General features: G+C 48.0%; 24 protein-coding genes. 9 read left to right on the top strand and 15 right to left on the bottom strand.

Features of this window, described 5'->3' with window-relative positions; all coding sequences use genetic code 11:
- Positions 1–6: 6 nt before the first annotated feature.
- Entirely contained in the window at positions 7–171 is a 165-nt protein-coding gene (locus EJP77_RS20680; protein ID WP_185897332.1) for a hypothetical protein, read from the bottom strand.
- A 409-nt stretch (positions 172–580) separates the two neighbouring features.
- On the opposite strand from EJP77_RS20680, the gene EJP77_RS12580 reads away from it, so the two are divergent.
- Positions 581–2,272, top strand: coding sequence for a methyl-accepting chemotaxis protein (locus EJP77_RS12580; RefSeq protein WP_127199582.1), 1,692 nt, complete (start codon positions 581–583; stop codon positions 2,270–2,272).
- 72 nt (positions 2,273–2,344) lie between these two features.
- On the opposite strand, the gene EJP77_RS12575 is transcribed toward EJP77_RS12580, so the two are convergent.
- The 11 genes from EJP77_RS12575 to EJP77_RS12525 all read right to left on the bottom strand — a co-directional run bounded on the left by EJP77_RS12575 (position 2,345) and on the right by EJP77_RS12525 (position 13,859).
- Positions 2,345–3,646: a pyrimidine-nucleoside phosphorylase gene (locus tag EJP77_RS12575; protein WP_127199581.1), complete on the bottom strand. Its 1,302-nt coding sequence runs from the start codon at positions 3,644–3,646 to the stop codon at positions 2,345–2,347.
- A 235-nt stretch (positions 3,647–3,881) separates the two neighbouring features.
- Positions 3,882–4,589, bottom strand: coding sequence for a purine-nucleoside phosphorylase (gene deoD, locus EJP77_RS12570; RefSeq protein ID WP_127199580.1), 708 nt, complete (start codon positions 4,587–4,589; stop codon positions 3,882–3,884).
- Between the two features lie 302 nt (positions 4,590–4,891).
- Positions 4,892–6,070 (bottom strand): phosphopentomutase, encoded by a 1,179-nt coding sequence (gene deoB, locus EJP77_RS12565; protein WP_127199579.1) that lies wholly within the window; start codon positions 6,068–6,070, stop codon positions 4,892–4,894.
- 26 nt (positions 6,071–6,096) lie between these two features.
- Complete coding sequence (locus EJP77_RS12560; RefSeq protein WP_127199578.1) at positions 6,097–7,275, bottom strand: NupC/NupG family nucleoside CNT transporter; 1,179 nt, start codon at positions 7,273–7,275, stop codon at positions 6,097–6,099.
- An 83-nt stretch (positions 7,276–7,358) separates the two neighbouring features.
- Positions 7,359–7,757 carry a cytidine deaminase gene (locus tag EJP77_RS12555; RefSeq protein WP_127199577.1) on the bottom strand — a complete coding sequence of 133 codons (399 nt, stop codon included), beginning with the start codon at positions 7,755–7,757 and terminating at the stop codon, positions 7,359–7,361.
- Between the two features lie 33 nt (positions 7,758–7,790).
- A complete protein-coding gene (gene deoC, locus EJP77_RS12550) occupies positions 7,791–8,456 on the bottom strand; it encodes a deoxyribose-phosphate aldolase (protein WP_127199576.1) in 666 nt (221 codons plus the stop codon).
- Between the two features lie 192 nt (positions 8,457–8,648).
- Positions 8,649–9,584: a DNA-binding transcriptional repressor DeoR gene (locus tag EJP77_RS12545; RefSeq protein ID WP_127199575.1), complete on the bottom strand. Its 936-nt coding sequence runs from the start codon at positions 9,582–9,584 to the stop codon at positions 8,649–8,651.
- 198 nt (positions 9,585–9,782) lie between these two features.
- On the bottom strand, positions 9,783–12,041 hold the full coding sequence (locus EJP77_RS12540; protein WP_127199574.1) for a carboxypeptidase-like regulatory domain-containing protein: 2,259 nt from the start codon (positions 12,039–12,041) through the stop codon (positions 9,783–9,785).
- Positions 12,019–12,369, bottom strand: coding sequence for a hypothetical protein (locus EJP77_RS12535; RefSeq protein WP_127199573.1), 351 nt, complete (start codon positions 12,367–12,369; stop codon positions 12,019–12,021). The genes EJP77_RS12540 and EJP77_RS12535 overlap by 23 nt, the downstream gene beginning before the upstream one ends.
- A complete protein-coding gene (locus EJP77_RS12530) occupies positions 12,353–12,898 on the bottom strand; it encodes a sigma-70 family RNA polymerase sigma factor (protein ID WP_246021883.1) in 546 nt (181 codons plus the stop codon). The genes EJP77_RS12535 and EJP77_RS12530 overlap by 17 nt, the downstream gene beginning before the upstream one ends.
- Before the next feature lie 67 nt (positions 12,899–12,965).
- Positions 12,966–13,859: a LysR family transcriptional regulator gene (locus EJP77_RS12525; protein WP_127199572.1), complete on the bottom strand. Its 894-nt coding sequence runs from the start codon at positions 13,857–13,859 to the stop codon at positions 12,966–12,968.
- A gap of 194 nt (positions 13,860–14,053) precedes the next feature.
- Between EJP77_RS12525 and EJP77_RS12520 the strand changes: the two genes are divergently transcribed.
- The 5 genes from EJP77_RS12520 to EJP77_RS12500 all read left to right on the top strand — a co-directional run bounded on the left by EJP77_RS12520 (position 14,054) and on the right by EJP77_RS12500 (position 18,458).
- Positions 14,054–14,980 carry a phosphate ABC transporter substrate-binding protein gene (locus EJP77_RS12520; RefSeq protein ID WP_127199571.1) on the top strand — a complete coding sequence of 309 codons (927 nt, stop codon included), beginning with the start codon at positions 14,054–14,056 and terminating at the stop codon, positions 14,978–14,980.
- Between the two features lie 94 nt (positions 14,981–15,074).
- Positions 15,075–15,974, top strand: a complete 900-nt coding sequence (gene pstC / locus EJP77_RS12515) for a phosphate ABC transporter permease subunit PstC (protein ID WP_127199570.1) — start codon at positions 15,075–15,077, stop codon at positions 15,972–15,974.
- A complete protein-coding gene (pstA, locus tag EJP77_RS12510; RefSeq protein WP_127199569.1) occupies positions 15,971–16,858 on the top strand; it encodes a phosphate ABC transporter permease PstA in 888 nt (295 codons plus the stop codon). The genes pstC and pstA overlap by 4 nt, the downstream gene beginning before the upstream one ends.
- A 28-nt stretch (positions 16,859–16,886) precedes the next feature.
- Positions 16,887–17,642 carry a phosphate ABC transporter ATP-binding protein PstB gene (gene pstB, locus EJP77_RS12505; protein ID WP_127199568.1) on the top strand — a complete coding sequence of 252 codons (756 nt, stop codon included), beginning with the start codon at positions 16,887–16,889 and terminating at the stop codon, positions 17,640–17,642.
- A gap of 246 nt (positions 17,643–17,888) precedes the next feature.
- Positions 17,889–18,458 carry a permease gene (locus EJP77_RS12500; RefSeq protein ID WP_127199567.1) on the top strand — a complete coding sequence of 190 codons (570 nt, stop codon included), beginning with the start codon at positions 17,889–17,891 and terminating at the stop codon, positions 18,456–18,458.
- A gap of 45 nt (positions 18,459–18,503) precedes the next feature.
- On the opposite strand, the gene EJP77_RS12495 is transcribed toward EJP77_RS12500, so the two are convergent.
- Positions 18,504–19,067: a GbsR/MarR family transcriptional regulator gene (locus EJP77_RS12495; protein ID WP_127199566.1), complete on the bottom strand. Its 564-nt coding sequence runs from the start codon at positions 19,065–19,067 to the stop codon at positions 18,504–18,506.
- Between the two features lie 233 nt (positions 19,068–19,300).
- Here EJP77_RS12495 and EJP77_RS12490 point away from each other — a divergent pair, with 233 nt between their 5' ends.
- Together EJP77_RS12490 and EJP77_RS12485 are read left to right on the top strand one after the other, a co-directional pair.
- On the top strand, positions 19,301–20,503 hold the full coding sequence (locus tag EJP77_RS12490) for a quaternary amine ABC transporter ATP-binding protein (protein WP_127199565.1): 1,203 nt from the start codon (positions 19,301–19,303) through the stop codon (positions 20,501–20,503).
- Positions 20,503–22,260, top strand: a complete 1,758-nt coding sequence (locus EJP77_RS12485) for a glycine betaine ABC transporter substrate-binding protein (protein ID WP_127199564.1) — start codon at positions 20,503–20,505, stop codon at positions 22,258–22,260. Before EJP77_RS12490 ends, EJP77_RS12485 begins: the two co-directional genes overlap by 1 nt.
- A gap of 96 nt (positions 22,261–22,356) precedes the next feature.
- Here EJP77_RS12485 and EJP77_RS12480 read toward each other — a convergent pair whose 3' ends face one another.
- Entirely contained in the window at positions 22,357–22,737 is a 381-nt protein-coding gene (locus EJP77_RS12480; protein WP_127199563.1) for a response regulator, read from the bottom strand.
- Positions 22,738–22,917: 180 nt separating this feature from the next.
- The gene (locus EJP77_RS12475) at positions 22,918–23,595 is read right to left on the bottom strand and encodes a Na-translocating system protein MpsC family protein (RefSeq protein ID WP_127199562.1); all 678 of its coding nucleotides are present in this window, start codon (positions 23,593–23,595) and stop codon (positions 22,918–22,920) included.
- Positions 23,596–23,893: 298 nt separating this feature from the next.
- On the opposite strand from EJP77_RS12475, the gene EJP77_RS12470 reads away from it, so the two are divergent.
- Complete coding sequence (locus EJP77_RS12470; protein ID WP_127199561.1) at positions 23,894–26,524, top strand: S-layer homology domain-containing protein; 2,631 nt, start codon at positions 23,894–23,896, stop codon at positions 26,522–26,524.
- Positions 26,525–26,599: the final 75 nt, after the last annotated feature.

Raw genomic sequence — 26,599 nt, 5'->3', positions numbered from 1 at the left:
TTCAGCCTATTTTCTCAGACCTGAATTCGATGAACCCATCTTCTCGCTCAAAATATCCTTAAAGCTTCTGGAGTTATCATTCATACTATCTTTCTTCTGCATGTTCATGTTCTGAGGTCTATAAGGTTGATAGTGATTATATGCCATAGGCTGGTGTACGCTAAGATTCAAAATGGTTCCTCCTCAACTCACAATTTATTCATAGGACAGATGATAGGACTAGTCCCACCCATACTTTGTCTAGAAATAACTTGATTTCGTTATTACAATACCCGAATCCGATATAACGTAAACACCTTTTTCGATAATAGGGAGTAAAGGGCTAGGGATTATGGCCATAAAATAAATGAATCGTGACCTGAGGGATATTATCTGCGAAAAAAGGGCTAGAAAGATCGCCCGGGGGAATGGGACCCCTACTTTTGTGAAAGCGCTTGATTTTGAGGACCATAGACATACTAGAATTTAGTCAGATAGTCAGTGAAAAAAATCACGGTGCATAACATGTGGCTAGAGGATTTTGGTGAAAAATGTCGAATTATCACTACTACATTAAATTATGACAGAATAGAGGAATGTTATGAAAATTCGAAACAAACTGTTGTTATCTTTTAGCGTAGTCATTGCACTTCTAATCTTGATCTCAGGACTTTCCTTCTATCAAATGAAGCGATCGCAAGTGGTGGAGCAGGAGGCTTCCCATGATGCCAATTTCAGATATTCGCTGAAGGCACTTCAATACAGCCTGGCCGGGTTATCCAACGACGAACGCGCTTATTTACTGAGTGGGGATAAGAAGTTCCCTCAGGAGATGGCTGTAAAAAACAAAACCGTACAGAAGCTCTTCGTCTCTCTTAAAGCCAAGCCCGGCCTGGATGCTGCTTACCAAAAGGTCCTTGCTGAATTAGAACAGGACTATAATAATTATGCTGAAGCAAGCCAGCGCGTCCTGGCCAGTGTAGGTGCAGGTAGATCTGCCGAAGCCGTTAATATTCACTTCCATGAAGAACGCCAAGTCCGCAAACAGTTAGAGTTAGCCCTTAATCAGCTGATCGAGGAAATAGATAAAGAAACCGCTGATGAAACCCTCGAAAGGCAACAAGAGAACCAGCAGCAGGAAATGCTTGTGTTATTTATATGCATAGCCGCGGTGATTGTTGCCTGGTTAATCGCTTGGCTTGTCGCCCGCTCGATCACCAAGCCCATGAGAGTCATTAACCAGCAGATGAGAGAAATTGCCGAGGGACACGGTGATTTGAGCCGTGAGATTCAGCTTCAATCCAAGGATGAGCTGGCTGATATGGCAGCTTCTTATAATGAAATGATCCGCAATCTGCGTTCGATACTTATTCAAGCCAAAGATACGGCTATCCAAGCTGCCGCTTCTTCGGAACAATTAACAGCAAGTGCCGAGCATACGACCAGAGCAACAGAATATATTGTGGAATCCACCCAACAGATTGTGACCAGTGCCGATCGGGAACAATCTTACGTAGCCCAAGCTGTAAATGGCATTCAGCAAATATCTAATGGTATCCAAGTTGTCAAAGATCGCAATCAGGAGGTTTCTGGATTATCTGCATCTTCTCTTGAGGCCTCAACTCAGGGAGCCTCCGCCATCCAGGACATCGTGATGGAGATGCACGATATTCAGACCACAGTTCAGGAAGCTGCATCCGTCATCCAATCCTTAGGTGATCGTTCCCAGCAGATTAATGGAATTACCCGGATGATTACGGAGCTCGCCAACCGGACAAATATGCTGTCACTTAATGCAGGGATTGAAGCGGCAAGAGCAGGCGAGCAGGGTAAGGGCTTCGCTGTTGTGGCCGGAGAGGTCCGCCAGTTGGCCAGACAATCACAAGAATCCGCAGAGCAAATCAACGAGCTTATTCAAGGCATTGTCGCAGATACAGATAAAGCCGTTACCGCCATGCATGCAGGCACTGGAAAAGTCGCACAGGGACTCACAAAGACAATTGAGATGGGCCGTATGTTCCAGACGATTGAGGCTCAGGCGGCCGAAGTGTCCGCCCAAGTCGATGAGACTTCTGAGACTATTCAGAAGTTGTCCTCGGGGAGTCAGCAGCTGGTCACCTTCATGGACGAGGTCTCCAAATCCAGTGAAGAGGTCGTGGCAGCCAGTCAGAACAACTCAGCTTCCACGGAAGAACAGCTAGCCAGCATGGAGCAGATCGCTTCCTCCGCTCATGAGCTTTCTAGACTCGCAGAAGATCTGCACGGGGTCCTTTCCAGGTTCAAATTGAATTAATAATTAATATTCCCCCCCAGCACAGCAAAGAGAGCATGAATCCTCCAGGATCCATGCTCTCTTTCATTCAATTTATTCAGTTACAATATCATGGACAAGCACGGGAGCTTCAGCTTGATCTGCAATTCGGATATTTGCGTAAATCATTTCGATCACATCATCCACCTGTTCCCGATTCGCATGGATCGTAACCAGGGACTCTCCTGCTTTAACCTGATCTCCGATCTTCTTGTTAAGCATTAAGCCCACTGCCAAGTCGATCTCGGACTCCTTGGTCGCTCTACCCGCACCCAGCAGCATCGCCGCGGTACCAATTTCATCGGCCACAATCTCAGCCACAACGCCATCTGACTTGGCCGGAACCTCGATGAGGTAATCCGCTCGTGGAAGCTTCTCAGGATCATCGACGATCGAGGCATCCCCGCCCTGATTCGTAACGAACTCTTTGAATTTCTCCAACGCTTTGCCGTTCTTGATCACTTCCTTCAGCTTCTCTTCCGCTTCTTCCAGAGAAGAGGCCTTACCCGCCAGATAGACCATCTGACGACCCAGCGCCAGGCAGAGCTCTTCAAGATCTTTCGGCCCGTTCCCTTTCAAGGTATCAATCGCTTCCTTCACTTCCAGGGAGTTCCCGATAGCATAACCTAGAGGCTGGCTCATATCGGAGATCACCGCCATCGTTCTGCGTCCAACATTGTTGCCTATGCTGACCATGGCATGAGCGAGTGCCTTGGCATCCTCCGCGGTCTTCATAAATGCGCCTGCTCCAGTCTTCACATCGAGTACGATGGCATCGGAGCCCGCTGCAATCTTCTTGCTCATAATGGAGCTTGCGATCAGCGGAATTGAGTCGACCGTAGCGGTAACATCCCGCAGCGCATACAGTTTCTTGTCCGCAGGCGTGATGTTACCGGTCTGGCCAATTACGGCAATCTTGTGATTATTCACAAGATTCGTGAATTCTTCCTTTGTAATCTCCACGTGGAAGCCGCTAATGGCCTCGAGCTTATCAATCGTACCTCCGGTATGCCCAAGCCCACGGCCGGACATTTTGGCTACCGGAATATCAAGCGCTGCAACAAGGGGAGCGAGCACAAGCGTCGTGGTATCGCCAACCCCGCCCGTTGAGTGCTTGTCTACCTTTACCCCTTCGATGCCAGACAAGTCAATGGTCTCACCGGAGTTCACCATTGCCATTGTCAGATCGGCACGTTCCCGGTCATTCATATCCTTGAAGAAAATCGCCATTGCCAGCGCACTGACTTGATAATCAGGAATATCGCCCTTGGTATAGCCGTCGATAATGAAGTTGATCTCTTCTGTAGCCAGTTCCTTGCCGTCGCGCTTCTTCTCGATTAAATCCACCATTCTCATACTTCCACTCTCCTCACTTGATCTCGCAAGCGCTGTCCTGCATATAAGTTGAACTATTGATTTACATGTTGGCAACCGTGTGAAATGTTCTTACGATCGCTGTTGTTCCCAGACTTCTTAATTGAGTTTACAAAAGGTTGAAGTCCGGTCACAAAGGCGAACGCTTCGCTTCTCCAGAATCATTTCACACTCTTACCTATGGGTAATTCTTAAATTCAACTTATATATCCTAAGCCTATAGGGTGATTGCCGTATCCAAGGCAACCTCAAGCATTTCATTGAATGTGGTCTGACGTTCTTCCGCAGTAGTCTCTTCGCCTGTCAGAAGGTGATCACTCACCGTAAGAATCGTCAAAGCATTTACTCCAAACTTAGCGGCGAGCGTATAGAGTGCCGTAGTCTCCATCTCCACAGCCAGAACTCCGTAGTCCATCAGCTTCTGGGTGATGGATTTGTCATCCCGGTAGAACATATCGGAGCTGAAGATATTGCCGACATGAAGCTGAAGTCCTTTTTCCACAGCACGGTCATAAGCCGCTTTGAGCAGCGGGAAGCTCGCAACCGGCGCGAAGTCATATCCGCCGAACACATTGCGGTTCATACTGGAGTCGGTGGAAGATGCCTGGGCAAGAATAACGTCACGTACGCGAATATTTTGCTGCATGGCGCCGCAGGTTCCTACACGAATCAGATTCTTAACGCCGTATTCGCTGATTAATTCATTTGCATATATGCTAATCGACGGAACACCCATACCGGTGCCCTGGACGGAAATTCTCTTGCCTTTATAGGTTCCGGTGAACCCCAGCATCCCACGAACCTGATTGTAGCAGGTAACATCCTCAAGATATGTATCTGCAATATACTTGGCCCGGAGCGGGTCGCCCGGCAGCAGAATGGTCTCGGCGACGTCGCCTTTTTGTGCATTAATATGAACACTCATGTGTGAATCCTCCTAAGTAAAAATAGTCTAAATAAGTTGGCCTATATAAGACGCAGCTAAGTCTTTTACATTTTGAGGTACGGTCGTAACTAGGGAGAATGCTTGGACTTTCGGTCGCTGCCCGCCTCCAGATTTCTTAATTTATACCGCGGTGCGGATAAAATCCGGAGGCAAAGAGCATATGCTTCCGATGCAGCTTTCTTTCAGAAAGCTTTTAGGCGATCGCTTTCGCTCCTACAGTCCCAAGCTTCCCCTCCATTACGCCTCCCTGCATGTCACTTTTCTGATTGCGTCTTATATAATTATTTCAAATCAGCCAGGAAGCTGGTTCCATGCTCAGGCAGCTTAACGCCGAAGTTCTCGGCCACCGTTGCTCCGATATCGGCGAATGTGCTGCGCAGCGGAAGTTCGTATCCTCCATTAAATTTCGGTGAGTAGACGAGCAGCGGCACATATTCACGTGTATGATCGGTGCCCCGGTATGTGGGATCATTCCCGTGGTCTGCAGTAATGATCAGCAGGTCCTCATCAGTCAGCTTCGCAAATACTTCCGGCAATCTTGCATCATAATCTTCAAGTGCCTTCGCATATCCTTCCGGATCACGGCGGTGTCCGTACAGCGCATCGAAGTCAACCAGATTGAGGAAGCTTATTCCGGTGAATGGCTCATCCAGCACTTCCACCAGCTTATCCATCCCGTCCATATTGGAGACGGTCCGAACGGCCTTCGTTACTCCTTCTCCATCGTAAATATCAGAAATTTTACCAAGAGCAATCACATCAAGACCTGCATCCTTAAGCTCATTCATAGTCGTGCGGCCAAACGGCTTCAGCGCATAGTCATGGCGATTCGCAGTACGGGTGAAGTTCCCGGGCTCCCCAATGAATGGACGGGCAATGATCCGGCCCAGCATGTAGGGATCATCCAGGGTGATTTTGCGGCAGAACTCACAGATTTCATACAGCTCCTTAAGTGGAACTACCTCTTCGTGAGCTGCAATTTGGAGCACCGAGTCCGCAGAAGTATAGATAATCAGGGCTCCTGTCTTCACATGCTCCTCTCCAAGCTCATCGATGATCTCCGTTCCACTGGCCGGCTTGTTCCCGATTACTTTGCGGCCTGTCTTCTCTTCGATACGCTGAATCAGCTCGTCCGGGAATCCATGCTCAAACACACGAAACGGGGTATCAATATACAGACCCATGATCTCCCAGTGGCCTGTCATCGTGTCTTTACCGCTGGAGGCCTCCTGCATCTTCGTATAGTAAGCCATGGGCTTGTCCGCTTTAGGAACTCCCTTGATTTCCTTAATATTGGAAAGGCCCAGCTTGGCCATATTCGGCATAGTCAGACCGCCGGTCGCCTCGGCGATATGTCCGAAAGTGTCCACATCGTAGTCATCGAACTGCGCAGCATCCGGTGCTTCTCCAATTCCCACCGAGTCCATCACGAGTACGTGAATTCTTTTAAATTCAGCCATATTAACGGCTCCTCTCACCTTGTGTCTTAAATGAACAACCCTGCAACCGTGGCCGACAGTACACTTACCATCGTGGCTCCGAATAACAGCCTCAGGCCAAACCTCGCTACCACATTACCCTGCTTCTCATGCAGACCTTTTACTGCACCAGCAATAATACCTATAGAAGAGAAATTTGCAAAAGAAACCAGGAATACGGACACAATGCCCACCGTATGTGTAGATAACGCCGTATGTTTGCCGAGCTCAAGCATCGCAACGAATTCGTTCGAGACTATCTTGGTCGCCATAATGCTCCCCGCCTCAACCGCTTCCTTCCAAGGAACACCCATTACAAAGGCAAACGGTGCAAAAACAAAACCCAACAGCTGCTGGAACGAGATCCCGAAGAGCCCGCTGAAGATGCCGTTTACGAGTGCGATGAGAGCCACGAACCCAATCAGCATCGCTGCAACGGTAATGGCAACTTTGAAGCCGTCCATAATATACTCACCCAGCATCTCGAAGAATGATTGCTTCTCCTCTTCCCGAACTTCAAGGATATCCTCTTCACTAGTTACCGTATAAGGGTTAAGAATCGATGCGATAATGAACCCGCCGAACAAGTTAAGCACGAGTGCTGTAACCACATACTTTGGATTAATCATCGTCATATAAGCACCTACGATTGACATCGACACTGTAGACATTGCAGAGGCACATAATGTATACAGACGGTGCTTCGGAAGCTTTCCGATCTGCTTTTTCACAGAAATGAACACCTCTGATTGTCCCAAAATAGCCGAGGCCACAGCATTGTAGGATTCCAGTTTACCCATTCCATTTACTTTACTCAAGATGAAGCCAATGTATTTAATAACAAAAGGCAAAACTTTGGCATACTGCAAGATTCCAATAAGCGCCGAAATAAAAATGATGGGCAGCAGAACCGACAGGAAGAAGGGCATTTGACCTTCATTCGCTAATCCGCCGAATACGAAATTCACGCCTTCTGAAGCATAGCCCAGCAAATGATCAAAAACGGATGCGAATCCTTTGATCATGAGCTCGCCAACCCCTGTATTCAGCAGGAGAAATGCGAGTACGGCTTGCAGCACGATCATCAGAACAATCGGACGGAATCTTATATTCCTCCGGTCGTTACTGCCTAAGTAGGTTATTACAACAACGACAAGTATACCCAGCAAAGCTATTGCGTATTTCATGATGTCTGCACCCATTTCTGTTAAGTCAAAAGTTGTGTCTTAAGCGCTTTCACTTTAAAGCAAAAAAGAATAATCCCGAAGGATTAATTCTTCTTATCCATATCTTCTGCCTGAAAAGCTCCCGGAAGGAGTCGTTCCATCGTCCATTCCTCCGTATTGCCACTAAGGTTCGTCAAATAGATCTTCGTATCCTTGTCGCAAAATTCAGCCAATACCTGGCGGCAGGCACCGCAAGGAGATACCGGTCCTTCCGTATCGGCTATAACGGCTATCGCTTCGATCCTCTGGTTTCCTTCGGATACTGCCTTGAATATCGCTGTCCGCTCGGCACAATTGGTCAGGCCAAAGGAAGCATTCTCGATATTGCAGCCCCGGTAGACCTGTCCGCCGCTCAGTACGGCCGCCCCTACCTGGAACTTCGAATATGGGACATAGGCCATCTTCCGTGCCTCTGTGGCTTCTTGAATCAGCTGATCTTTCATGGAATTTCCTCCTTCTTGGGTTAGGCAGTTAAATTAATAGGAAGATGTGGATTGCCCACCCTCCATGATCTTCACACCTGAGCTTGCACCGATCCGGGTGGCTCCGGCTTCTACCATTTTGGTCATATCTTCAAGACTGCGCACGCCGCCAGATGCCTTAACCCCTACCTGATCGCCCACCGTACGGCGCATAAGGGCTACATCCTCAGGTGTTGCTCCGCCAGAAGAGAAGCCTGTCGAGGTCTTGACGAAATCAGCTCCTGCTCGTACAGCAAGCTCTGAGGCCTTAACTTTCTCCTCATCTGTGAGCAGGCTGGTCTCGATAATGACTTTAACCAGCGCTTTTCCAGCTGCCGCCTCTACGACTGCTTTGATATCCTGCTCCACAAGTGTATGGTCTCCATCCTTAAGTGCCCCAATGTTAATGACCATGTCAACTTCACCGGCGCCATTCTTAATGGCATTAGCGGCTTCAAAAGCTTTAACTTCTGAAGTATTGGCCCCGAGAGGGAACCCGATAACCGTACATACTTTAACAGAAGTCCCCGCGAGCTGCTCCGCACAATATGCGACCCAGGTTGGGTTCACACATACGGAGGCGAACTCGTACTTCTTTGCTTCTTCGGTCAATTTAGTAATTTCAGCTTTAGTGGCATCTGCACGCAGAAGGGTATGGTCGATCAACGCAGCTACATTCATTATGGTCAGTCTCCTTTGTGGAAAAGTTATCTTCATTAGGTGTGCTTATCGCATTAGTATCATGTACAGCCATCTTAGCACGCCTCTGAACATACGTAAACGTTATTATGAAATTATGTTCAGAACGCTCTTCTCTTTATTATTATCCTAAAAACATAAAAAAATCTGCCGCAGTACACTACGGCAGATCATTTATATTAATAAGGCTTGTGCGGTAAATTGGTCCGTCACCAGAATATTGGCATACTGTCCGGTAAGAGCCGCCCGGATAGCTTCAATCTTCCGGTGTCCGCCGGCGACCAGGATCGACTTCTCCTTACGCCGAAGGTCGATGAGATCGATGCCGACGGTACGCTGATTAATATCGTCACTGATAATATTACCTTCCGTATCGAAGAATCTGGAGCAGATATCTCCAATCCCCTTGGATTCAAGCAGCTGCTGTTCTTCTTTATTGAAATAGCCGAGCCGGAACAGAAGTGCATCCTCCTTCACAGTTCCCACTGTGAAGACGGCAATATTGGCCTGGCGGCCCAGTTCGATAATTCGCTGAATGTGCCTGTCCTCTTCAACCATCTGTTTCACAGCGGTGTTATCAAAGATAACCGGAAGAGGCAAATACCGGGCAGCCGTATGGAAAGCCTCGGCAAATAAATTAACGGTCTCTACGGCGAACGTATTTACATGAGAATGACTGACGCCGCCTTTTAACTGAACCACTTCTACGCCCTTAACCTGCTTGGGCCGCAGATTCTGAGCAATCTCATACATGGTGGTTCCCCAGGTTACACCGATAATATCTTTGTCCTGCACGATCTCATGGAGGTAATCGGCCGCTTTCTTGCTAATCTGCTTCTGTATCTCCTGGTACTCATTGAGCGGTGAGTAGCTTACCAACACAAGATCCAGATTGTACTTCTTCTTCAGCCGATCACCCAGAACATCCAGATCTTCCAAGGGATCAACAATATCGATCCGCACATATCCCTGATCCTTCGCATACTGGAGCAGCCTCGAAATCGTCGGACGGGAGACGCCAAGCCTTGTAGCAATATCCTGCTGACTGTAATCAGAGAGATAATAGAGCCTGGCGGCCTCGATACTCAGCCTTTGCTTCTCATCTTCCATGGGTCCCCCTCCTCTTCAATTTATATAAGACCGCACTTAATTTTTTTTACATTTGTACGTTTGTAACTACGGGGAATGCTTTGACTTCCCTAATCATTCTATTATAATCGAAATGCAAATGATAAGAGAAGAGCTCGCTGCCAATGAGGCTTACCCATGGCTTACTGCCGGGCTTACCTATGGGGCCAGCTATGGAGCTTAACCCACATGCGCTAAAGTCTGCACAAATTGCTTCATGCCGGACTCGTGTGTACTCTTGAGCCAAGTCTCCAGTTTCTTCTCCCCGCTTAGTACCCATCTGATCTTCTCGCTCACTTGCTGCCGGTAGTCTGCCGAACCCCGGGCTTCCTTCTCAAGCTGAAGGATCATTTCCTCCCAATATGTTTCCCCGGTAAAAGAAATCTCCGGATATTTCCTCGCCAGCGCTTGAACCGATGCAAAGGAATCTCCGCAGAGCAGCGCGGCAGCCAGATAATTCCCGACAAAACGATGGCTCCGATCATCCTGCATGACATGCTCGAATGCCTTGACCGATTCTGCCAGTCTCCCTTGCTTAAGCAGCACTGTGGCATAGAGGGAGCGGTCATACGTATCATCACTCCCCGGAGCCTTGTATTTCTCCATTTCCTTATAAGCAGTGTAGAACGCTTCCCAGTCGTTATGTCTATAGTAATAAATCATTACGCGGAACCAGTTGTCTGCGGAAGGATAAAGCTCTGCGAGCCGTTTCTCGTAAGGCAACTGCTCTTCGGCCAGCTTTTTCCGTTCTTCTCGATCGTCGCTAAGGGCGTCAAGGATTTTAATTAACATCCTGACACTGTGAACATCGGACGGATTCAGCTTAGCAGACTGCTTATAAGCACCCAAAGCTTCATCGAGCTTGCCCCCCAGCAGCAGACGATCCGCATCTGTAAGTGTACGGCTCTTGATCTGAAGCAGAGGTAATGCTCCCAGCGTATTGCTGTTCAGGCGGTAACCGTTGCTGCGGGTCAACAGCTTACCCTTGGCATCATAAGCTTCAATACTCCAAGAATAGGTGGCTTTCGGATTCGAGAATCCCAGAATAGAGTTAGGATCAGGGATCATCACGTTCTCTGAATTGCTGTGAGAAGTAATTCCCGTCTGCTTGTCATACAGATCCGTCACAGGAATCTGAATATGAGTGTCCTGAATACCTGAACGTATACTCAGACCCGTCAAGCCCGTTTCCTCTAGGCCCATCTCCAAGCTGTATGAGGCAGCTCCCTGAACAGGCTCCCACTGGAAATCTATCGAATCCCCCTTGATAACCTGCTTGTTCACTGGAGAGATCAAGTCGAGCAGAGGTCTTAACGTGATGTCTTTCACCAGATGCTTACTTTCATTAAGGTCGATCCAATCGCCTGGCATTACAGGCCAGGTCCAGCCATCAATTTGATTCAAGCTGAATCCCGCATACAGTTGATATATACCGGCCAGGACAACGGGGAATTCATACTCACCTTTAGAGTTGGTCACCGTCAGATAGGGTTCTGCATCAAGAAGGCTATGAGTAACGTCTTTCTTCTCCCGAAGGAATACACCTACCCCTGCGAGAGGTGTGCCGTCACTGCGGGTTACTCTCCCCTTAACTGTAGAGGCGAGGTTCGTCTGCCGACTTGCTGCCTTAAGCTGCTGGCTTAGTGCCGTAAGTCGGCCAATCGGGTCCCAAACTCTTGAAACTTGATCCGCCTGGTTCCCGGTTGATCCGCTTTCACTTTTGTTATCACGAATAGTATGACCTACTATGTCCACTGCCTCCTGAAGCTTTCCTTCACGGGCCAAGAATTGAGCTCTCATGGTCACGAGACGTGCCGTTAGATCCAGACTCCCAATTTTATCCTCAGTCTTCATTAATCCGGTAATAATCTCTTGAGCCTGCTCCTCCTCACCAGCGAAATTCAAAAGCCAGGCACGCTGTATGGCAAGATTCAGGCGGGTGAAGCCATATATCTGGGGTATTCTTTCCTCCGCCTGCTTCAATATAGCTACAGCTTCAGCAGGATTCCCCTTCACATAGAAAGTTCTGGCAAGCCCTGAAGCAGCCGTTCCATATTCACTTTTGTCGGCTGGCCCATTACGGACATAGTCTAATAAGAGCGGCAGCTTCTCGGAATCATCGAATTTTACCGGCTCTGAACGATCAACCCCACCTCCCTCGGTGGAGTCCGGGCCTACTACGACATCGTAACTCTGCTCATCCAGACCCGGAGTACCCGGGATTACATACTTGCTGATCAGCTCCCACTTCTTGCTGCCCTCGGCAGTTGAAATCAGCTTCAACAGCTTCTCCTTGCCCGTAACCTTCCCTTGCTCAAATCCTTCTTCCGCAGCAGTAAGCTCCATTCTCGGAATAACGTACTCCCTGAAGAGAATGAAGATCAAGGCCGCGACAACCACTAGTCCAGCCAAGTGTTTAATCTTGAGTCTTATCTTCAAGTCTTGCCACCGCCCTTTCGTAGTCCTTTTTCCAATAGGTATTGCCATAGGCTTCTATCAAAGGGCCTCGATCAGCGAACTGTTCAGGGTTATGAGATACGGAACTGCTCCATGGGTGCAGGAAGAGGATCACTGCAATGAGAGTAAGTGTACCCGCAGCAGGAATAACGGGGATTTCAATTTCATAGTTCCAGAACATTCGAAGCTGTTCACCCCAGCTGCTGGGATGTGTTCTCTTGAGTACTTCCGTTTGATATGTAAAATGTAACGATTTCAGTTCCTGATCAAGCTTCTGCTTTGGCGTACTAGTACTAGGTTCCCTGTTCATCCTGCCGCTCCTCCTTCTCCCATAAGCTTCTTAACTGATTCCGACCCCTGACCAGCCGTGCTTTAATCGTATTCTCACTTATATTCAGCTGCTCCGCGATTTCCTGGATCGACATTTCGCTGTAATAATATAGGGTAATCACTTCCCGGTAAATGTAGGCCAGCTGATGAATCGCGTCACTTAGCCGTCCGTTTCTCCACTCTAGAAATATCTGAAACTCTGGACCGTGCTGCTGCTCATCCTCCAGCCATGACTCCACTTCACTGCTGGGGAATAGATTCTTCCAGCTCCAGGTACGCTGTCTCATCCGGCAGCGGTTAATCATAATGCGGAACATCCAGCTTCTCAACTTATCTCTGTCTCTTAGCTTGCTGATCTGCGTGTATACTTCAATAAAGGTATCCTGCACAGCTTCTTCTGCAGCCTGCCGATCCTTCAGCAGCAAGTAAGCTGTTCGCAGCAGTTCGTCCCCATACTGATCCATCAGATGCCGAAGCGCCGCCTCGTTCTTCTCTACTAATTCCTGCACTACATCCAGATCGGCTCCCCCCTCCCCTACATAAGATGCCTGCCAGAGAATTTAAGTTGCACGAATATTAGATAGATCTTAGAAAAGCGGCGAATTCCCTTCCAGCCGCCGTAACAGGTCGGTCCTTCCGGTAGATCAGTGTAATTTGCGGATCTGGGACCGTGTTGCCGGGCAGAGGCGCAGTTCGAACTCCGGCAGAAGAAGGATCGTCCATAAGCAGTAACCCTCTTTTCGTATAAAAAGAAATCCCCGCCCGGGACTGCACGGCCAGCTTCACCGCTTCCGGCGAGTCCATCCCAGCGGAGTTCCACAGATTCACTTGATTCGCTGCTGCCCAGCGCTCTGAGAAACCGCGAATGAACGACCCGGCCGCATGCTGGATGAAGCGCTCCTGGGCAATCTGGTTCACGTCAATCTTTTTCAGTGCCGCAAAAGAATGTTCAGCCGGATAAATAAGTACGATCTCATCCTCTTCCAGCACTTCACACTCCAAATTATCCTCGTTAAAAGGTTGATTCGTATGCATGACCGCCAGATCAATATCTGCCTGCTGAAGCATCCTTACAATATCCTCATCGGCCCTGATCTTGATATCCAGATGAATCCCGGGAAATTGACGCATGAATCGCCCTGCTACAGTCGGAAGATAATAATTACCTGGCATAAGCCCTGCACCAATTCGCAGTGTTCCGCGTTCCAGGGTATCGAAATCCGCCACGATATTAATCGCTTCGTCGGTTAAGGATGTAATTCTTTGTGCATAATACAGCAACGCTTTACCTGCCTCCGTCAGGATTACCCGGCCGCGGCGGGTGTCAAAGATCGCCGTTCCCAGCTCCTCCTCGAGGCTTTTCATATGAAAGGTGACTGTTGGCTGTTTGAGACCCAGCACCCCGGCCACATCGGAAATTTTCTTGTATTTATCTATTAAAACGACAATTTTCAGCTTTACAATGTTCATACAATGACCGCCTCCTTCCTCTATCTTAGCCAGATAATTAGATAAAATCTATGCTTACATCAGCTTTTTCTTCTACTTTTTATCACTCCATTTACAAAGTAACGAATTTAGAATGATGAATGGGCCCTATACTTTTAAGAGTCGAGAACAAAATTCGACCAAATAAAAAAAACATTTAGGGGAGATTACGAACAATGAAATTAAAGAAGCTGCTCCTTTTGACTCTTACGCTTGCTTTTGCAGTATCACTTGCAGCATGTGGCAACAAGGACAATACGTCTGGAACAACTACAACTGACAAAAATGCTGATTCAGCTGAAACTACAACTCTTAGCGGATCCATTCTTGCTTCCGGTTCTACAGCACTTCAACCACTCGTTGAACAAGTAGGCAAGAAGTTCATGGATAAAAACTCCGGTGTATCCGTACAGGTTCAAGGCGGAGGCAGTGGTACAGGACTTACTCAAGTATCAGGCGGACAAGTTCAAATCGGTAACTCTGACGTTTTCGCTTCCGAGAAAATGAAAGACGCTGCCGCAGCGAAAGAATTGATTGACCATCAAGTCGCTGTAGTCGCGATTGCTGCCGTTGTTAACCCTGAAGTTGGTGTGACCAACCTTACCAAACAGCAGCTGGTTGATATTTTCACAGGCAAAATCACGAACTGGAAAGATGTTCAAGGTAAAGACCAAGCGATCGTGATCGTGAACAGACCTAGCAGCTCCGGTACTCGTGCTACATTCGAGAAATTCGCTCTGGGAACCAAGACCGAAGACTTGAAGGGCTCAATCCAAGAAGATTCATCAGGTACAGTTAAGAAGCTGGTTACAGAAACTCCAGGTGCCATTGGCTATCTTGCTCTCTCTTACCTGGATGACAAAGTGAAAGCTGTTCAATATGAAGGTGTAGATGCAACGGTTGACAACGTGATTTCTGGTAAATATCCGGTATGGGCTTACGAGCACATGTACACTAAAGGTGAGCCGGATGCTACTACGAAGGCATTCCTGGATTACTTCATGACTGACGAAGTTCAAAACGGCGACGTGGTTGAGCTTGGTTACATCCCTGCAAATAAAATGCAAGTAAAGCGTGATGAAACAGGTAACGTAACGAAGTAAGTTCTAGTAACTCGGCTGGTCACGAATTTATACCAAGAGGCGGAAGAGTAACCTTCTGCCTCTATTTTCAATTTAGAAAGGAAAGAAGGACCTCATGAAATCTAACCAGGATACCCCCCTTCTGCTGCGCAAGCATCGTACTGAGGAATGGATTGGGCGGGGATATACAACCATATGTGTGCTCTTCCTCATTGTTATCATCATATCCATTGTTTATTTCGTAGCTACCAAGGGTATTTCCACCTTTGCCATCAATAACGTAAGTCTATCCGACTTCTTGTTCGGATCCACCTGGAGCCCGGATGATAACAAATTCGGCGCGCTGCCGTTCATTTATGGATCTTTCCTGACCTCTCTCCTGGCTGCGGTAATCGCAAGCCCGCTGAGTGTATGTGCAGCCCTGTTCATGACTGAAATCGTTCCTTCCTGGGGCAAAAAGCTGCTTCAGCCAGTCATCGAGCTGCTTGCAGGAATTCCATCTGTCGTATATGGATTTATCGGACTGAGTATCCTGGTCCCTTTCATGCGCGATACCTTCCCGGGTCAAGGGATCGGTGTGGCTGCCGGAGCCATCGTCCTTTCGATTATGATTCTACCTACCATCACCAGTATTGCTACTGATGCGCTTGGGGCCCTGCCCCGCAATCTCAAGGAAGCTTCATACGGGCTTGGGGCAACCCGCTGGCAGACCATTTACGGTGTCATTATCCCTACGGTTCTTCCTTCTATTCTGACCGGGGTAGTTCTGGGTATGGCCCGCGCCTTTGGTGAAGCTCTTGCGGTACAGATGGTGATCGGGAACGCACCGCATATCCCGACCTCGTTGTTCGAATCGGCTTCTACCCTCACCAGTGTAATTACGCTGAATATGAGTAATACCGTTATGGGATCTGTGCAGAACAATGCACTTTGGAGTATGGCTATGATCTTGATGCTGATGACCTTCGTCTTTGTCTTTGTCGTAAGGCTTCTCGAAAGGAGACATAAACTTTGAAACCGAAAGCCGCCGATAAGCTTGCAACCGGTATAATTGTATTTTTCGCCCTGTTGATTGTAGCCGTGCTCTTGGGCATGCTGGGCTTTATTCTATTTAGAGGGCTCAGTCATATCAGCTGGGACTTCTTGACTTCAGAGCCTCAGACGATCCGCGAAGGAGGCGGAATTGGGCCTCAGCTCTTTAATTCCTTATATCTGCTAATCCTTACCATGATCATTACCATTCCACTCGGCCTTGGGGCAGGCATCTATATGGCTGAATATGCGAAGCCGAACAAGCTGACAGACGCCATCCGCCTTATTGTTGAGGTGCTGTCCTCCTTCCCCTCCATCGTGGTGGGTCTGTTCGGTCTCCTGGTTGTCGTTCAGCAGTTCGACTTCGGATTCTCGCTGTTCTCGGGAGCCATTGTACTTACGATCTTTAACATGCCTTTGATGGTGCGTGTAACCGAGCAGGCCTTCCGCAGCGTACCGAAGGAACAGAAGGAAGCTGGACTTGCCATGGGTTTGTCTAAATGGAAAATCATCACCTCCATCCTGTTCCCGGTGGCGCTGCCGATCATCGTAACGGGCACCATTCTGGCGGCTGGCCGGGTCTTCGGTGAAGCTGCTGCCCTGCTCTTCACGGCAGGAATGACTACGCCGCATATTAACTTCAGCGACTGGAACCCGCTGCATCATAATTCGCCGCTGAACCCGTTCCGGCCGGCTGAGACGCTGGCTGTGCACATCTGGAAGGTCAACAGCGAAGGACTTGCACCTGATGCCGCACAGATTGCCGCAGGCGCATCCGCCGTCCTGGTTATTCTGGTTCTGATCTTCAACCTGCTGGCCCGCTGGCTTGGCAGAGCACTGTACCGGAAATTCACATCGATCAAATGATAAATGATAAGGAAGAGGAGAACGGCTCATGACGGACACCTTACGTACTGAAAATCTTAAAGTCTATTATGGAGAACATGAGGCGGTAAAAGGTATTGACATGACCTTTGCCGAGCAGAGTGTAACGGCTTTGATCGGCCCTTCCGGCTGCGGCAAATCCACGTTCCTCCGTTCACTCAACCGGATGAATGATGAAATTCCGGGTTCCCGTCAGACCGGGAACATCTGGATCGGAGATAAGGACATTAATTCGTCCGAGACCGATGTCACCGTGCTGCGTCAAAAGATCGGAATGGTATGGCAGCGGCCTAATCCTTTTTATAAGTCTATTTATGAGAACATTGCCTTTGGTCCCAAATACCATGGAATCAAGAACCGCAAGCAGCTTGATCAGATCGTAGAAGATAGTCTTCGCAAAGCTGCCCTCTGGGATGAGGTCAAGGACCGCCTGCATACTTCTGCCCTGTCCCTTTCGGGAGGTCAACAGCAGCGGTTATGTATCGCCCGGGCACTCTCGGTTAATCCGGATATTCTGCTTCTGGATGAACCTGCATCCGCCCTGGATCCCATCTCAACATCCAAGATTGAAGAACTCATCGGCGAGCTGAAGAAGTCGCTGACCATCGTTATCGTGACCCATAATATGCAGCAGGCTGCACGGGTCTCGGATTTCACCGCTTATTTCTACCTTGGCAGTCTAATGGAATATAACGAGACAAGCATCATCTTCACCAATCCATCCAAGCCGAATACGCAGGAGTATATATCCGGCCGGTTTGGGTGATTACACAGACAAGTGAACGGAAGCAGGCTTCGGTGGATCAGACCGAAGACCTGCTTTTTATTTGCAGAAATATGGAATAGGCTATTGAAAAACTAATGGTATTAGTTATAATAAAACTAATGTTATTAGTTTAGGTTCGAAAGGAGATCCTGCCATGAGTTTCATTCTGTTTCTGCTCTTGTTCACGTGCCTTTGTGGTTATCTTGATTCCCGTCTTGGCAGACTTAAGAAGAAGGGGGAGAAGCTATGTTAGCCGGCCACTTTGGTCTTGCAGCAGCTGTGAAGGCTAAGGTACCCGAGGTTCCACTCTGGGCTCTCATGCTGTCCACCCAACTGATTGACGTCATCTTTGTCCCTTTGTATGTGAGCAATATCGAGACTGTAGTCAAGACAGGGGTTGGCTATGGGAATCAGGTGATTCACGCGGATTACTCTCACTCCCTGCTCAGTGTTCTTGTGCTTGCTGTCTTGACTGGCTTCCTGGCGAGAAAGCTCTGGGGGAAGCGGGGAGGCTATACCGTGGGCGCCGTAGTATTCAGCCACTGGATTCTTGATCTGCTCGTGCACCACTCTGATCTTCCGATTCTGCCTGGCAATCTCTGCCATCTTCCCCTGCTTGGATTCGGTCTGTGGCGCAGTAGTACCCTATCCATGATAGCTGAGCTGCTTCTAATAGCTGCAGGAAGCTTCATGTATTTACGATTCGCTGTCTCTGGTACAACGGGGAGCACGAAACTCCTTGCCCGCTACTCTGGTGCCATATTGGCCGTTCTTATGCTTCTGTGTCTGGCTTCCGACGTGCTGGGTATAGGATAAGTGCATGAATTGTGCCATTCAAAAAAAGCGTAAGCGGTTATCCGCTTACGCTTTCGGTTCAACCTGCCTCGGAACCAGATTATAAATCTCCCCGCTCTCCAGCGTGTCAATTAACCGGTCAAGCCACAGGTAGTATTCCACAGCTTCTCTCATCTTCCTTTGATCCTCGATCAGAACCCTCTTCACTGCTTCAACCTCTGTCTCGGCAATCCACTTATCCAGTTCCAGTATAGAACGTCTTAGTACATTCAGATTGGTCTCCACAGCTTTACGCCATTTGATGGCGAAGAAGTCATTGAAAGTCTGATACCAGTCGTACTCCACTTCATACAGGTCCTTGCGGGAACCTTTTTCCCATACTTTATTAACCATCTTAAGATCCAGCAGCGTACGTACTCCCGTGCTCATACTGGTCTTACTCATCTTCATTTCCTGTCCCATTTCATCCAGCGTCATCGGCTTGTCTGCAAAGAACAGCAAACCGTACAGATGCCCGGTAGATAGGGTCACTCCATATAAATCCATATTTCTTCCTATAGCTTCAATTACTCGCTTGCGGACCTTCTGAAGAGCCGCTTGCTCCTGCTCATTAAGCTGTTCCAAGCTCATGCTTGCAGCCTCCTATTTAACCTCATTGAACACTTATGTATCTTATCTTAGAAAAAGAGTGCCTAAATGTAAAGAAACGACTTAGATAGCATTTAGGAGGTAGAGTGAGCATTATTCGCATAAACTATGTACAGTATTTTCTGTACGTACTGTATGTACAGATATAAGAATTGATTAAATGGAATTTTTTTTGATAGACTAAGACCTACAGATATAAAAGGGGTGAGCTTTTTTTGGAGAAAACAATTCTTGAAGTGCGGAATGTCAGCAAACTGTTTGGGCCTAACGTGGCTCAGGGCATTCAGCTGTTAGAGAAAGGGCATACCAAAGAACAACTGGCCCGCGAGAAACAAATTACAGTCGGGGTTAACCGCGTAAGTCTCGATATCCGCCAAGGTGAGATATTCGTGATTATGGGACTTTCAGGCAGCGGCAAATCTACACTTGTTCGAATGCTGAATCGTCTGATTGAGCCATCATCCGGGGAAATTCTGATTCACGGCAAGGATCTGCGAAAGATGAATAAGGCGCAGCTTCGTGAAGTCAGACGTAAAAATATCAGCATGGTATTTCAGAAATTCGCTTTATTTCCTCACCGTACGGTGCTTGAGAATGTAGAATACGGAATGGAAATCCAGCAGATCAGCAAGGATGAGCGCAGAGCCAAGGCGGAAAATGCCTTGGAGCTTGTTGGCCTGAAAGGCTGGGGTCCCAAGATGCCTGATGAGCTTAGCGGCGGCATGCAGCAGAGGGTCGGTCTTGCACGCGCCCTGGCGAACGATCCAGAAGTCCTGCTGATGGATGAGGCATTCAGCGCACTCGATCCGCTGATCCGAAGAGATATGCAGGATGAGCTGCTTGAGCTTCAGGAACGGATGAAGAAGACCATTGTCTTCATTACTCATGACCTGGATGAAGCTCTACGTATTGGAGACCGGATTGCGCTGATGAAAGATGGCGCGCTTGTACAGCTGGGCACGCCGGAAGAAATGCTAACACAACCGGCGAACCGCTATGTTGAGCGTTTCATTGAAGATGTAGATTTGTCGAAAGTACTTACCGCTTCGCATGTCATGATACGTCCGGAGACCGTGACGCTGGACAGAGGTCCGCGGGTTGCCCTGCAGCTGATGCGTGAGCGCGGGATCTCCAATCTCTTCGTCATTGACCGCGGAAAGCGGCTACTCGGTGTAATTACCGCCGAGGATGCTTCTACAGCGCTTAAATCCGGGATGGGGCTCTCCGAAATTCTGATTAAAGATGGTCCTGAGGTTAGCCCGGATACACTCCTAGGAGACTTGTTCGAGGTGACCAGCTCCGCGAAGGTCCCACTCGCCGTCGTGGACGAGAATCACCGCCTGCTTGGCGTGATCGTACGCGGTGCGGTACTCGGCGCACTTGCTGGGGATACCAAAGTCCTTGGAGGTGAAGCGTAATGTTACCGAAATTGCCACTAGCGGATTGGATCGAGGCTCTTGTGGGCTGGATGGGCTCTCATCTTGGGGGGTTGTTTGATGCCATAGCTGCAATTATAGAGCATGTCGTAGGCTTCTTTTCTGGCCTATTCTTGCTGCCGCATCCCCTGCTCTTCATTGCTATATTAGGAATTCTCGCTTTTGCCATCGGTCGGCTTCCTTTAACCTTATTTACGGTTATTGGCTTTCTACTGATTGAGAATTTGGGATACTGGACACAGACGATGAATACGCTGGGCCTGGTCATCACCTCAGGTCTCATCTCCATCATTCTCGGTATTCCACTGGGAATCTGGAGTGCTTACAGCAGGACGGCTCATCGCATCATCTCGCCAATTCTTGACTTTATGCAGACCATGCCTGCCTTTGTGTATTTGCTGCCGGCCGTCACTTTCTTCAGTCTGGGTGTAGTACCGGGCGTTATTGCCTCGGTGATCTTCGCGATACCGCCAACGATTCGAATGACTTACCTGGGGATCAAGCAGGTATCCGCCGAGTTGTCCGAAGCAGCCGAAGCCTTCGGCTCCACCACTTGGCAGAAGCTGTTCAAGGTGGATCTTCCGCTGGCCATGCCTACGATGATGGCCGGGATTAATCAGACGATTATGCTGTCGCTGTCCATGGTCGTCATTGCGTCCATGATCGGGGCGCAGGGAATCGGAGCCGAGGTCTACCGGGCTGTTGCCCAGCTCAAGATCGGTCAAGGTTTTGAAGCTGGACTTGCCGTGGTTGTTCTGGCCATTGTGCTTGACCGATTCTCACAGAACCTGTTCAAGACAGGCCGCCGCAAAGCCGTGCTGCAGAATCAGCCACGCCGTCGCCTGATATTCGCTTCAGCCCTGCTCGCCACCCTCATTATAGGGGGCATTGCCCAGTATCTGCTTCTGCCATCAGGAACGTCCGCTGATGCTAACCAGGGAGGCATCGTCGCAAGCAAGTTCCATAACCAGATCATCGGGATTGATCCGGGTTCAGGGATTATGAAATCAACTGCCAAGGCCATGCAGGACTATAAGCTGGACAGCTGGAAGCTGATTGAGGGCTCTAGTACCGCGATGACGGCCATGCTGGATAAAGCCATCAAGAGCAAAGAGCCTATAATCATTACAGGATGGACACCGCACTGGATGTTCACCAAGTATGATCTTAAGTACCTGGATGATCCCAAGAAGACCTATGGTGAATCAGAGGAAATTCACACCATAGCCCGCAAGGGACTGGGGCAAGAACAGCCAACTGCCTATGCATTTCTGGACCGATTCAAATGGACGCCTGAGGAGATGGGCGAAATTATGGTTGCCATTCAAGGAGGCCAAAGCCCTGAGGAAGCAGCCAAGGACTGGGCCACGAAGCACAGGGACCGTGTACAGGAATGGACCAAGGGACTTGCCAAGGTGAATGGCCAGAAGCTCACGCTCAGCTATGTGGCATGGGATTCTGAGATTGCCAGCACCAACCTCCTTCAGTATGTTCTTCATGAGGAACTCGGCTATGATGTCACTTCTCTCCAAGTCGAAGCTGGACCGATGTGGACCGGGGTCGCGAGCGGCGATGTAGATGCCACAGCTTCAGCCTGGCTTCCATTGACTCATGCGGACTACTGGAGTAAGTACAAGAACCAGGTAGAGGATTTAGGGCCGAATATGACAGGTGTCCGTACGGGCCTTGTGGTACCTGCCTATGTAGATGTATCTTCTATTGAGGACTTGAACAAATAGAATGGAAAGTGTTTCTAGATAAAATAACCCCTGTCCTGCCTGGACGGGGGCTTTTTTGTACATATAAATAGATGATTTCCTCTTTGCAAACGTTCCTTAAAGCTTAATCCACTGCTCAATCAAACTTTTGAAAGCCTTCACCTGGAAAGGCTTGGTGATGTAATCGGCAAAACCCGCCTGTAATCCTTTCTCAATATCAGACTTCTGTGCAAATGAACTGACTGCCAATACGGGAATGTGCCGAGTCTCTTCCCTGATTCGAAGCTCCTTAAGAGCCTCGTAGCCGTTCATGCCGGGCAATTGAATGTCCATAAAGATGATATCCGGCTGCCCATTTATAGCGATCTCTATGCCTTCCTCTGCGTTTGCAGCACCGATAAGATTGATATGCGGGATCTTTTTAAAGATATGATCCATCAACGCCATATTCAGCTCATTATCCTCTACATACAGAATCGTATAATTGGGTGAACTCATTATCTTCTTCACTCCTTATTGTTGAAGCCTACGTGCTGAACGAAGGGAGAATAGACCGTAAGACCGTAAGCGATTAACTTCTGGACTCAACAAAAAAAGCCAAAAAAAGAGTTCACTCACTCCTTCTTTGGCTTATGTTCAGCTCATTCTCATGTCTGACCCATTACAACCCTTATGTAATTATTGAAAAGTGTAGGCAATTACACTTCGATCCCGTGTGAAATCCCAATCCACATAAATATCGGATAGTGTCTTGTTAAGTACCTTTGTAAAATCTGTCTCCTGATCCAAGAACCTCTTCTCCATCTTGCGCTTGGTCGATTTAAGTATATTCTCATACCCCATATCAAGAAGTTCCTTCTCGAGGATAATAAGTATACCTTCCCTGATTACAATTAAAGTCTTGGAGTTTAACCACCAGGAGTCAATATTCACAGGCTCCTTTTGAACTAAGCCGCTTACCTTGATGACACTGTCATGAACACTCTTCTGTCCCTGGTACGGTTCGGATTTCTCACTGTAGAGTTCGAATAATCCGACAATCATCCCGGAAGCGTTATGAAGTCCCCAGTCGTAATACATTTCCTGTGTCTCAATCGCAAGCTCAGCCTTCAGATAGGCAGACAGCTCGGGAAGCAGCGACTTCATCAGAAGCTCCCTAGTGTACCTAAGGGACTGCTCTTCTTCCTTATCCAGTAAGAATTGCTCCACTGGACTAATGAAATTCCGAATATGTATGGCGATTCCGCGTTCTCCGAGAGATACGTTAACGGATTCGGGTCCTTTGCCAAAACGATTTCTTAACAGTTTCCCGGTGAAGCTGGCAATCTGGGTATTTTTTTCCTTTAATGTTACCATTCTACCACACCTCCCTTAAATACTAAATGAATAAACAATAATATAGATATTAATAGATTTCCCTTTGCTTGGTCAATTGGTATTTATTTAGCTGATCCTGAATCAAGTTAGCCAGTTTATTATACGCCAAATGCAGTGGGTTTTAGGCGTTAATTGTAAAATTTTTTTATAAACAATTGCAGCTTTCTTCCGATATATATATTGATTCATTAGTGATTATACGGTTCCTTGGAACGCTTCGGTAGCAAGAGGCTATTATCAATCAACTAGAGAGTACATTCAGCAAAGGGGCACACCCATGAAGAAGCGTAACTTAAGAAACAAATCCTTATCCGTACTTTCCACCGCAGTACTTCTTGGAGCATTGACTCCGCATGCTTCAGCTGCCACAACCTTGTCCGACATTCCAAATAACTATGCCAAGCAGGCCATTCTTGAACTGGTCGAGAAAGGCATTATGAATGGAACGGGCAACGGAAAATTCAACCCCACAAGTAATATTAGCAGGCAGGATTTTGCCATTGTACTGGCTAGATCGCTTAATCTTGATCTTAGCAATCCGCCAGCTACAGCCACTTTCAAGGACATTCCCAAAGACCATTATGCTTATGCTGCCGTAGAAGCAGCTGCAAAAGCTGGCCTTGTTAAAGGTACCGGCGGCGGACAGTTTGGAACAGGCCAAAACCTGACCCGCGAGCAGATGGCCGTCATATTTGTTAACGCACTGGGTGTTGACGCTTCAGGGAAAGCCAAAGACCTCAAATTCTCAGATGCTTCATCTATTGCGACCTGGGCGAAAGATGCTGTTGCCGCGGCTGTTGAGTATGGGCTGATGACTGGCAACACAGATGGAACCTTCAGTCCATCCAATAGTGCGAGCAGGCAGGATTTAGCGCTTGTGGCTTCCAAGTTTTTGAAGGAGAAGGTGGTGGTAGAGGAGCAGAAGAAAAATGAACAGGAACAGAACAAGCCTGCTGATCCTGTAGTGACGCCCCCGGTAGTCACGCCTCCTATTGTTACGCCGACACCAGACCCTACACCAATACCGACGCCTACACCAACTCCACCTGTCGTGGAGACGCCGCCGACACCGACAAATCCACCTGTTGATGAGAGTCCTGTACCGGCTCCAGAACAGCCGGATCTTGCTCCACTGCTGGAAGGTGTAGTGATTGCAGCCTCGACTAATGAAACCTTTTACAGCCATGGGGTAACACCAACCTCCGAGCGTTCCGACATTAAGAAAGTCGAGCTTTGGCAGGCATCCTATGGGATGTTCGGGAGAGGTTCATCTGAGCAGCTTGTTGAAGGCTATACTACCTTAGGCGCCGCAATCAGCGATGAAGCTTCTTATCATCTGAAGGTTACGGATAATTCGGGCCAAGTAGTGGAGACCTGGTTCACTATTGACAAAACAACCCCTAGTATTCAAGGCGTTAATTACCAGTCCCAGAATAGTGTGGGGGATGGATACGCCTATGATGCAGGTGATTACATTATGATCGCTTTCAATCGTTCGATTCAAAAGTTCGATACCACGGATATGAACAATTCGGCAGGCTCGGATACTTTGCCTGGGGCACTACCTGGTTTGTCCGTTCAGGCGATTGAGAATGCCCTTAAGAAGAAATCTGAAAATTATACTTTAGGTTCCGGAGCTTCCCTGTACACTCAAAACTCTATGGGCAGCATTAACAATGTGCCTTATGGCAATATATTCAGGCTGGTACTAGGCGAAGGCGCTAATATTCCAGCTGGCGGCCTAACTATTGCTCTGGATCCAGCCAAAATTGTAGGCCCGTCCGGCTTAAGCCCAGCAGAGTCTTTTACGATCACAATTCCTGCAGTTCCAGCGGCTCCAGTAATAAGTGTGAATCATGCTCCCACTGTCAATGATGTAACAATCTCAGGAGTTAACGAAGCAGGCAAGACGCTGACAGGTTCATACACGTTTAGCGACGAGGATCTTGGCGATTCTGAAGGGGCTACAACTTATAAATGGTACCGGGTGGATAATGATGAGGTTAGTAATAAAACTGAAATATTAGATGCTAATGCTACAACCTACACACTCACTGCAGCTGACAGCGGACACAAAATTATTTTTGAAGTTACTCCAGTTGATACCAGAGGAGAAGTTGGTTCACCTGTGGGAAGTGTAACTAATACTGACGTAACAGACCCTGCTCCAACAATCAACGGTCTACCTAATAACAATAACAGTGATACTCAGCCTTACCTGAACCAATCGGTTACGCCTAGTTCAACGGATAGCGATATTATAAATGTCAAATTATCGAAAACTGATACAGGCCTCAATTATTATAATCATACCTATAGTCTGGAAGTAACAGGATATAAGCTAGGAGACAGTATAACTGAGAATGGTTCATATGAACTCGCTGTTACAGATAAGGGAGGGCACACGACCCTGTCCTATTTTACAATAGACACAGTTGAACCTACTCTGTCTGATGATGAGCCTGTTACACAACAGCAAGACGGTTCTGACCCTGCAAGGTATGATAGCAACGATTCCATCTGGATTAATTTCAATAATCCTATCAAAAAGTATACTATAGCAGAAGACTACGACAAGAATGGACTGGACACTACCAATGTGTTCAACTTGGAAGAGCTTGAGAGTGCGCTTCAGGCCGTCAATCCTGTCTATACTTTTGGACAAGACGCAATTCTAATGGCTACAACAGATGGATTCTATATTGGCAACGGCTCATATGCTAGTGATTTTCAAATCATATTAGGCACTAATGCCAATATTCCAGCTGGCGGAGTTACGATCTCACTTTCAGATTCTATTATCTCGGGACCAAGTGGTGTACATTCGGCCGAGCCTATCTCGATCACGATTCCTGCTATACCTGGTGGATCTAACCAGGGACCTGTTATTCCAGGGGGAGACATCTAAAGTAATCATTTCCATATGCAAAAGGATGAATCTGCAAGCGTCTAGAGCTTGCGGGTTCATCCTTTTCTTTACTTG

Origin of the sequence: Paenibacillus zeisoli (genome assembly GCF_003994465.1) — a bacterium.
GTDB lineage: Bacteria > Bacillota > Bacilli > Paenibacillales > Paenibacillaceae > Fontibacillus > Fontibacillus zeisoli.
This window is presented reverse-complemented; position numbering and strand designations above follow the sequence as displayed.

What these genes read in the sequence shown, in the direction of transcription:
- EJP77_RS12535 (WP_127199573.1), bottom strand. Translation starts at nt 12,369, where the DNA reads ATGAACAGGGAACCTAGTACTAGTACGCCAAAGCAGAAGCTTGATCAG.
- EJP77_RS12480 (WP_127199563.1), bottom strand. Translation starts at nt 22,737, where the DNA reads ATGAGTTCACCCAATTATACGATTCTGTATGTAGAGGATAATGAGCTG.
- EJP77_RS12560 (WP_127199578.1), bottom strand. Translation starts at nt 7,275, where the DNA reads ATGAAATACGCAATAGCTTTGCTGGGTATACTTGTCGTTGTTGTAATA.
- EJP77_RS12470 (WP_127199561.1), top strand. Translation starts at nt 23,894, where the DNA reads ATGAAGAAGCGTAACTTAAGAAACAAATCCTTATCCGTACTTTCCACC.
- EJP77_RS12575 (WP_127199581.1), bottom strand. Translation starts at nt 3,646, where the DNA reads ATGAGAATGGTGGATTTAATCGAGAAGAAGCGCGACGGCAAGGAACTG.
- EJP77_RS12485 (WP_127199564.1), top strand. Translation starts at nt 20,503, where the DNA reads ATGTTACCGAAATTGCCACTAGCGGATTGGATCGAGGCTCTTGTGGGC.
- EJP77_RS12555 (WP_127199577.1), bottom strand. Translation starts at nt 7,757, where the DNA reads ATGAAAGATCAGCTGATTCAAGAAGCCACAGAGGCACGGAAGATGGCC.
- deoD (WP_127199580.1), bottom strand. Translation starts at nt 4,589, where the DNA reads ATGAGTGTTCATATTAATGCACAAAAAGGCGACGTCGCCGAGACCATT.
- deoC (WP_127199576.1), bottom strand. Translation starts at nt 8,456, where the DNA reads ATGAATGTAGCTGCGTTGATCGACCATACCCTTCTGCGTGCAGATGCC.
- pstB (WP_127199568.1), top strand. Translation starts at nt 16,887, where the DNA reads ATGACGGACACCTTACGTACTGAAAATCTTAAAGTCTATTATGGAGAA.
- deoB (WP_127199579.1), bottom strand. Translation starts at nt 6,070, where the DNA reads ATGGCTGAATTTAAAAGAATTCACGTACTCGTGATGGACTCGGTGGGA.
- EJP77_RS12495 (WP_127199566.1), bottom strand. Translation starts at nt 19,067, where the DNA reads ATGAGCTTGGAACAGCTTAATGAGCAGGAGCAAGCGGCTCTTCAGAAG.
- EJP77_RS12545 (WP_127199575.1), bottom strand. Translation starts at nt 9,584, where the DNA reads ATGGAAGATGAGAAGCAAAGGCTGAGTATCGAGGCCGCCAGGCTCTAT.
- EJP77_RS12500 (WP_127199567.1), top strand. Translation starts at nt 17,889, where the DNA reads ATGTTAGCCGGCCACTTTGGTCTTGCAGCAGCTGTGAAGGCTAAGGTA.
- EJP77_RS12580 (WP_127199582.1), top strand. Translation starts at nt 581, where the DNA reads ATGAAAATTCGAAACAAACTGTTGTTATCTTTTAGCGTAGTCATTGCA.
- EJP77_RS12520 (WP_127199571.1), top strand. Translation starts at nt 14,054, where the DNA reads ATGAAATTAAAGAAGCTGCTCCTTTTGACTCTTACGCTTGCTTTTGCA.
- pstC (WP_127199570.1), top strand. Translation starts at nt 15,075, where the DNA reads ATGAAATCTAACCAGGATACCCCCCTTCTGCTGCGCAAGCATCGTACT.
- EJP77_RS12525 (WP_127199572.1), bottom strand. Translation starts at nt 13,859, where the DNA reads ATGAACATTGTAAAGCTGAAAATTGTCGTTTTAATAGATAAATACAAG.
- EJP77_RS12475 (WP_127199562.1), bottom strand. Translation starts at nt 23,595, where the DNA reads ATGGTAACATTAAAGGAAAAAAATACCCAGATTGCCAGCTTCACCGGG.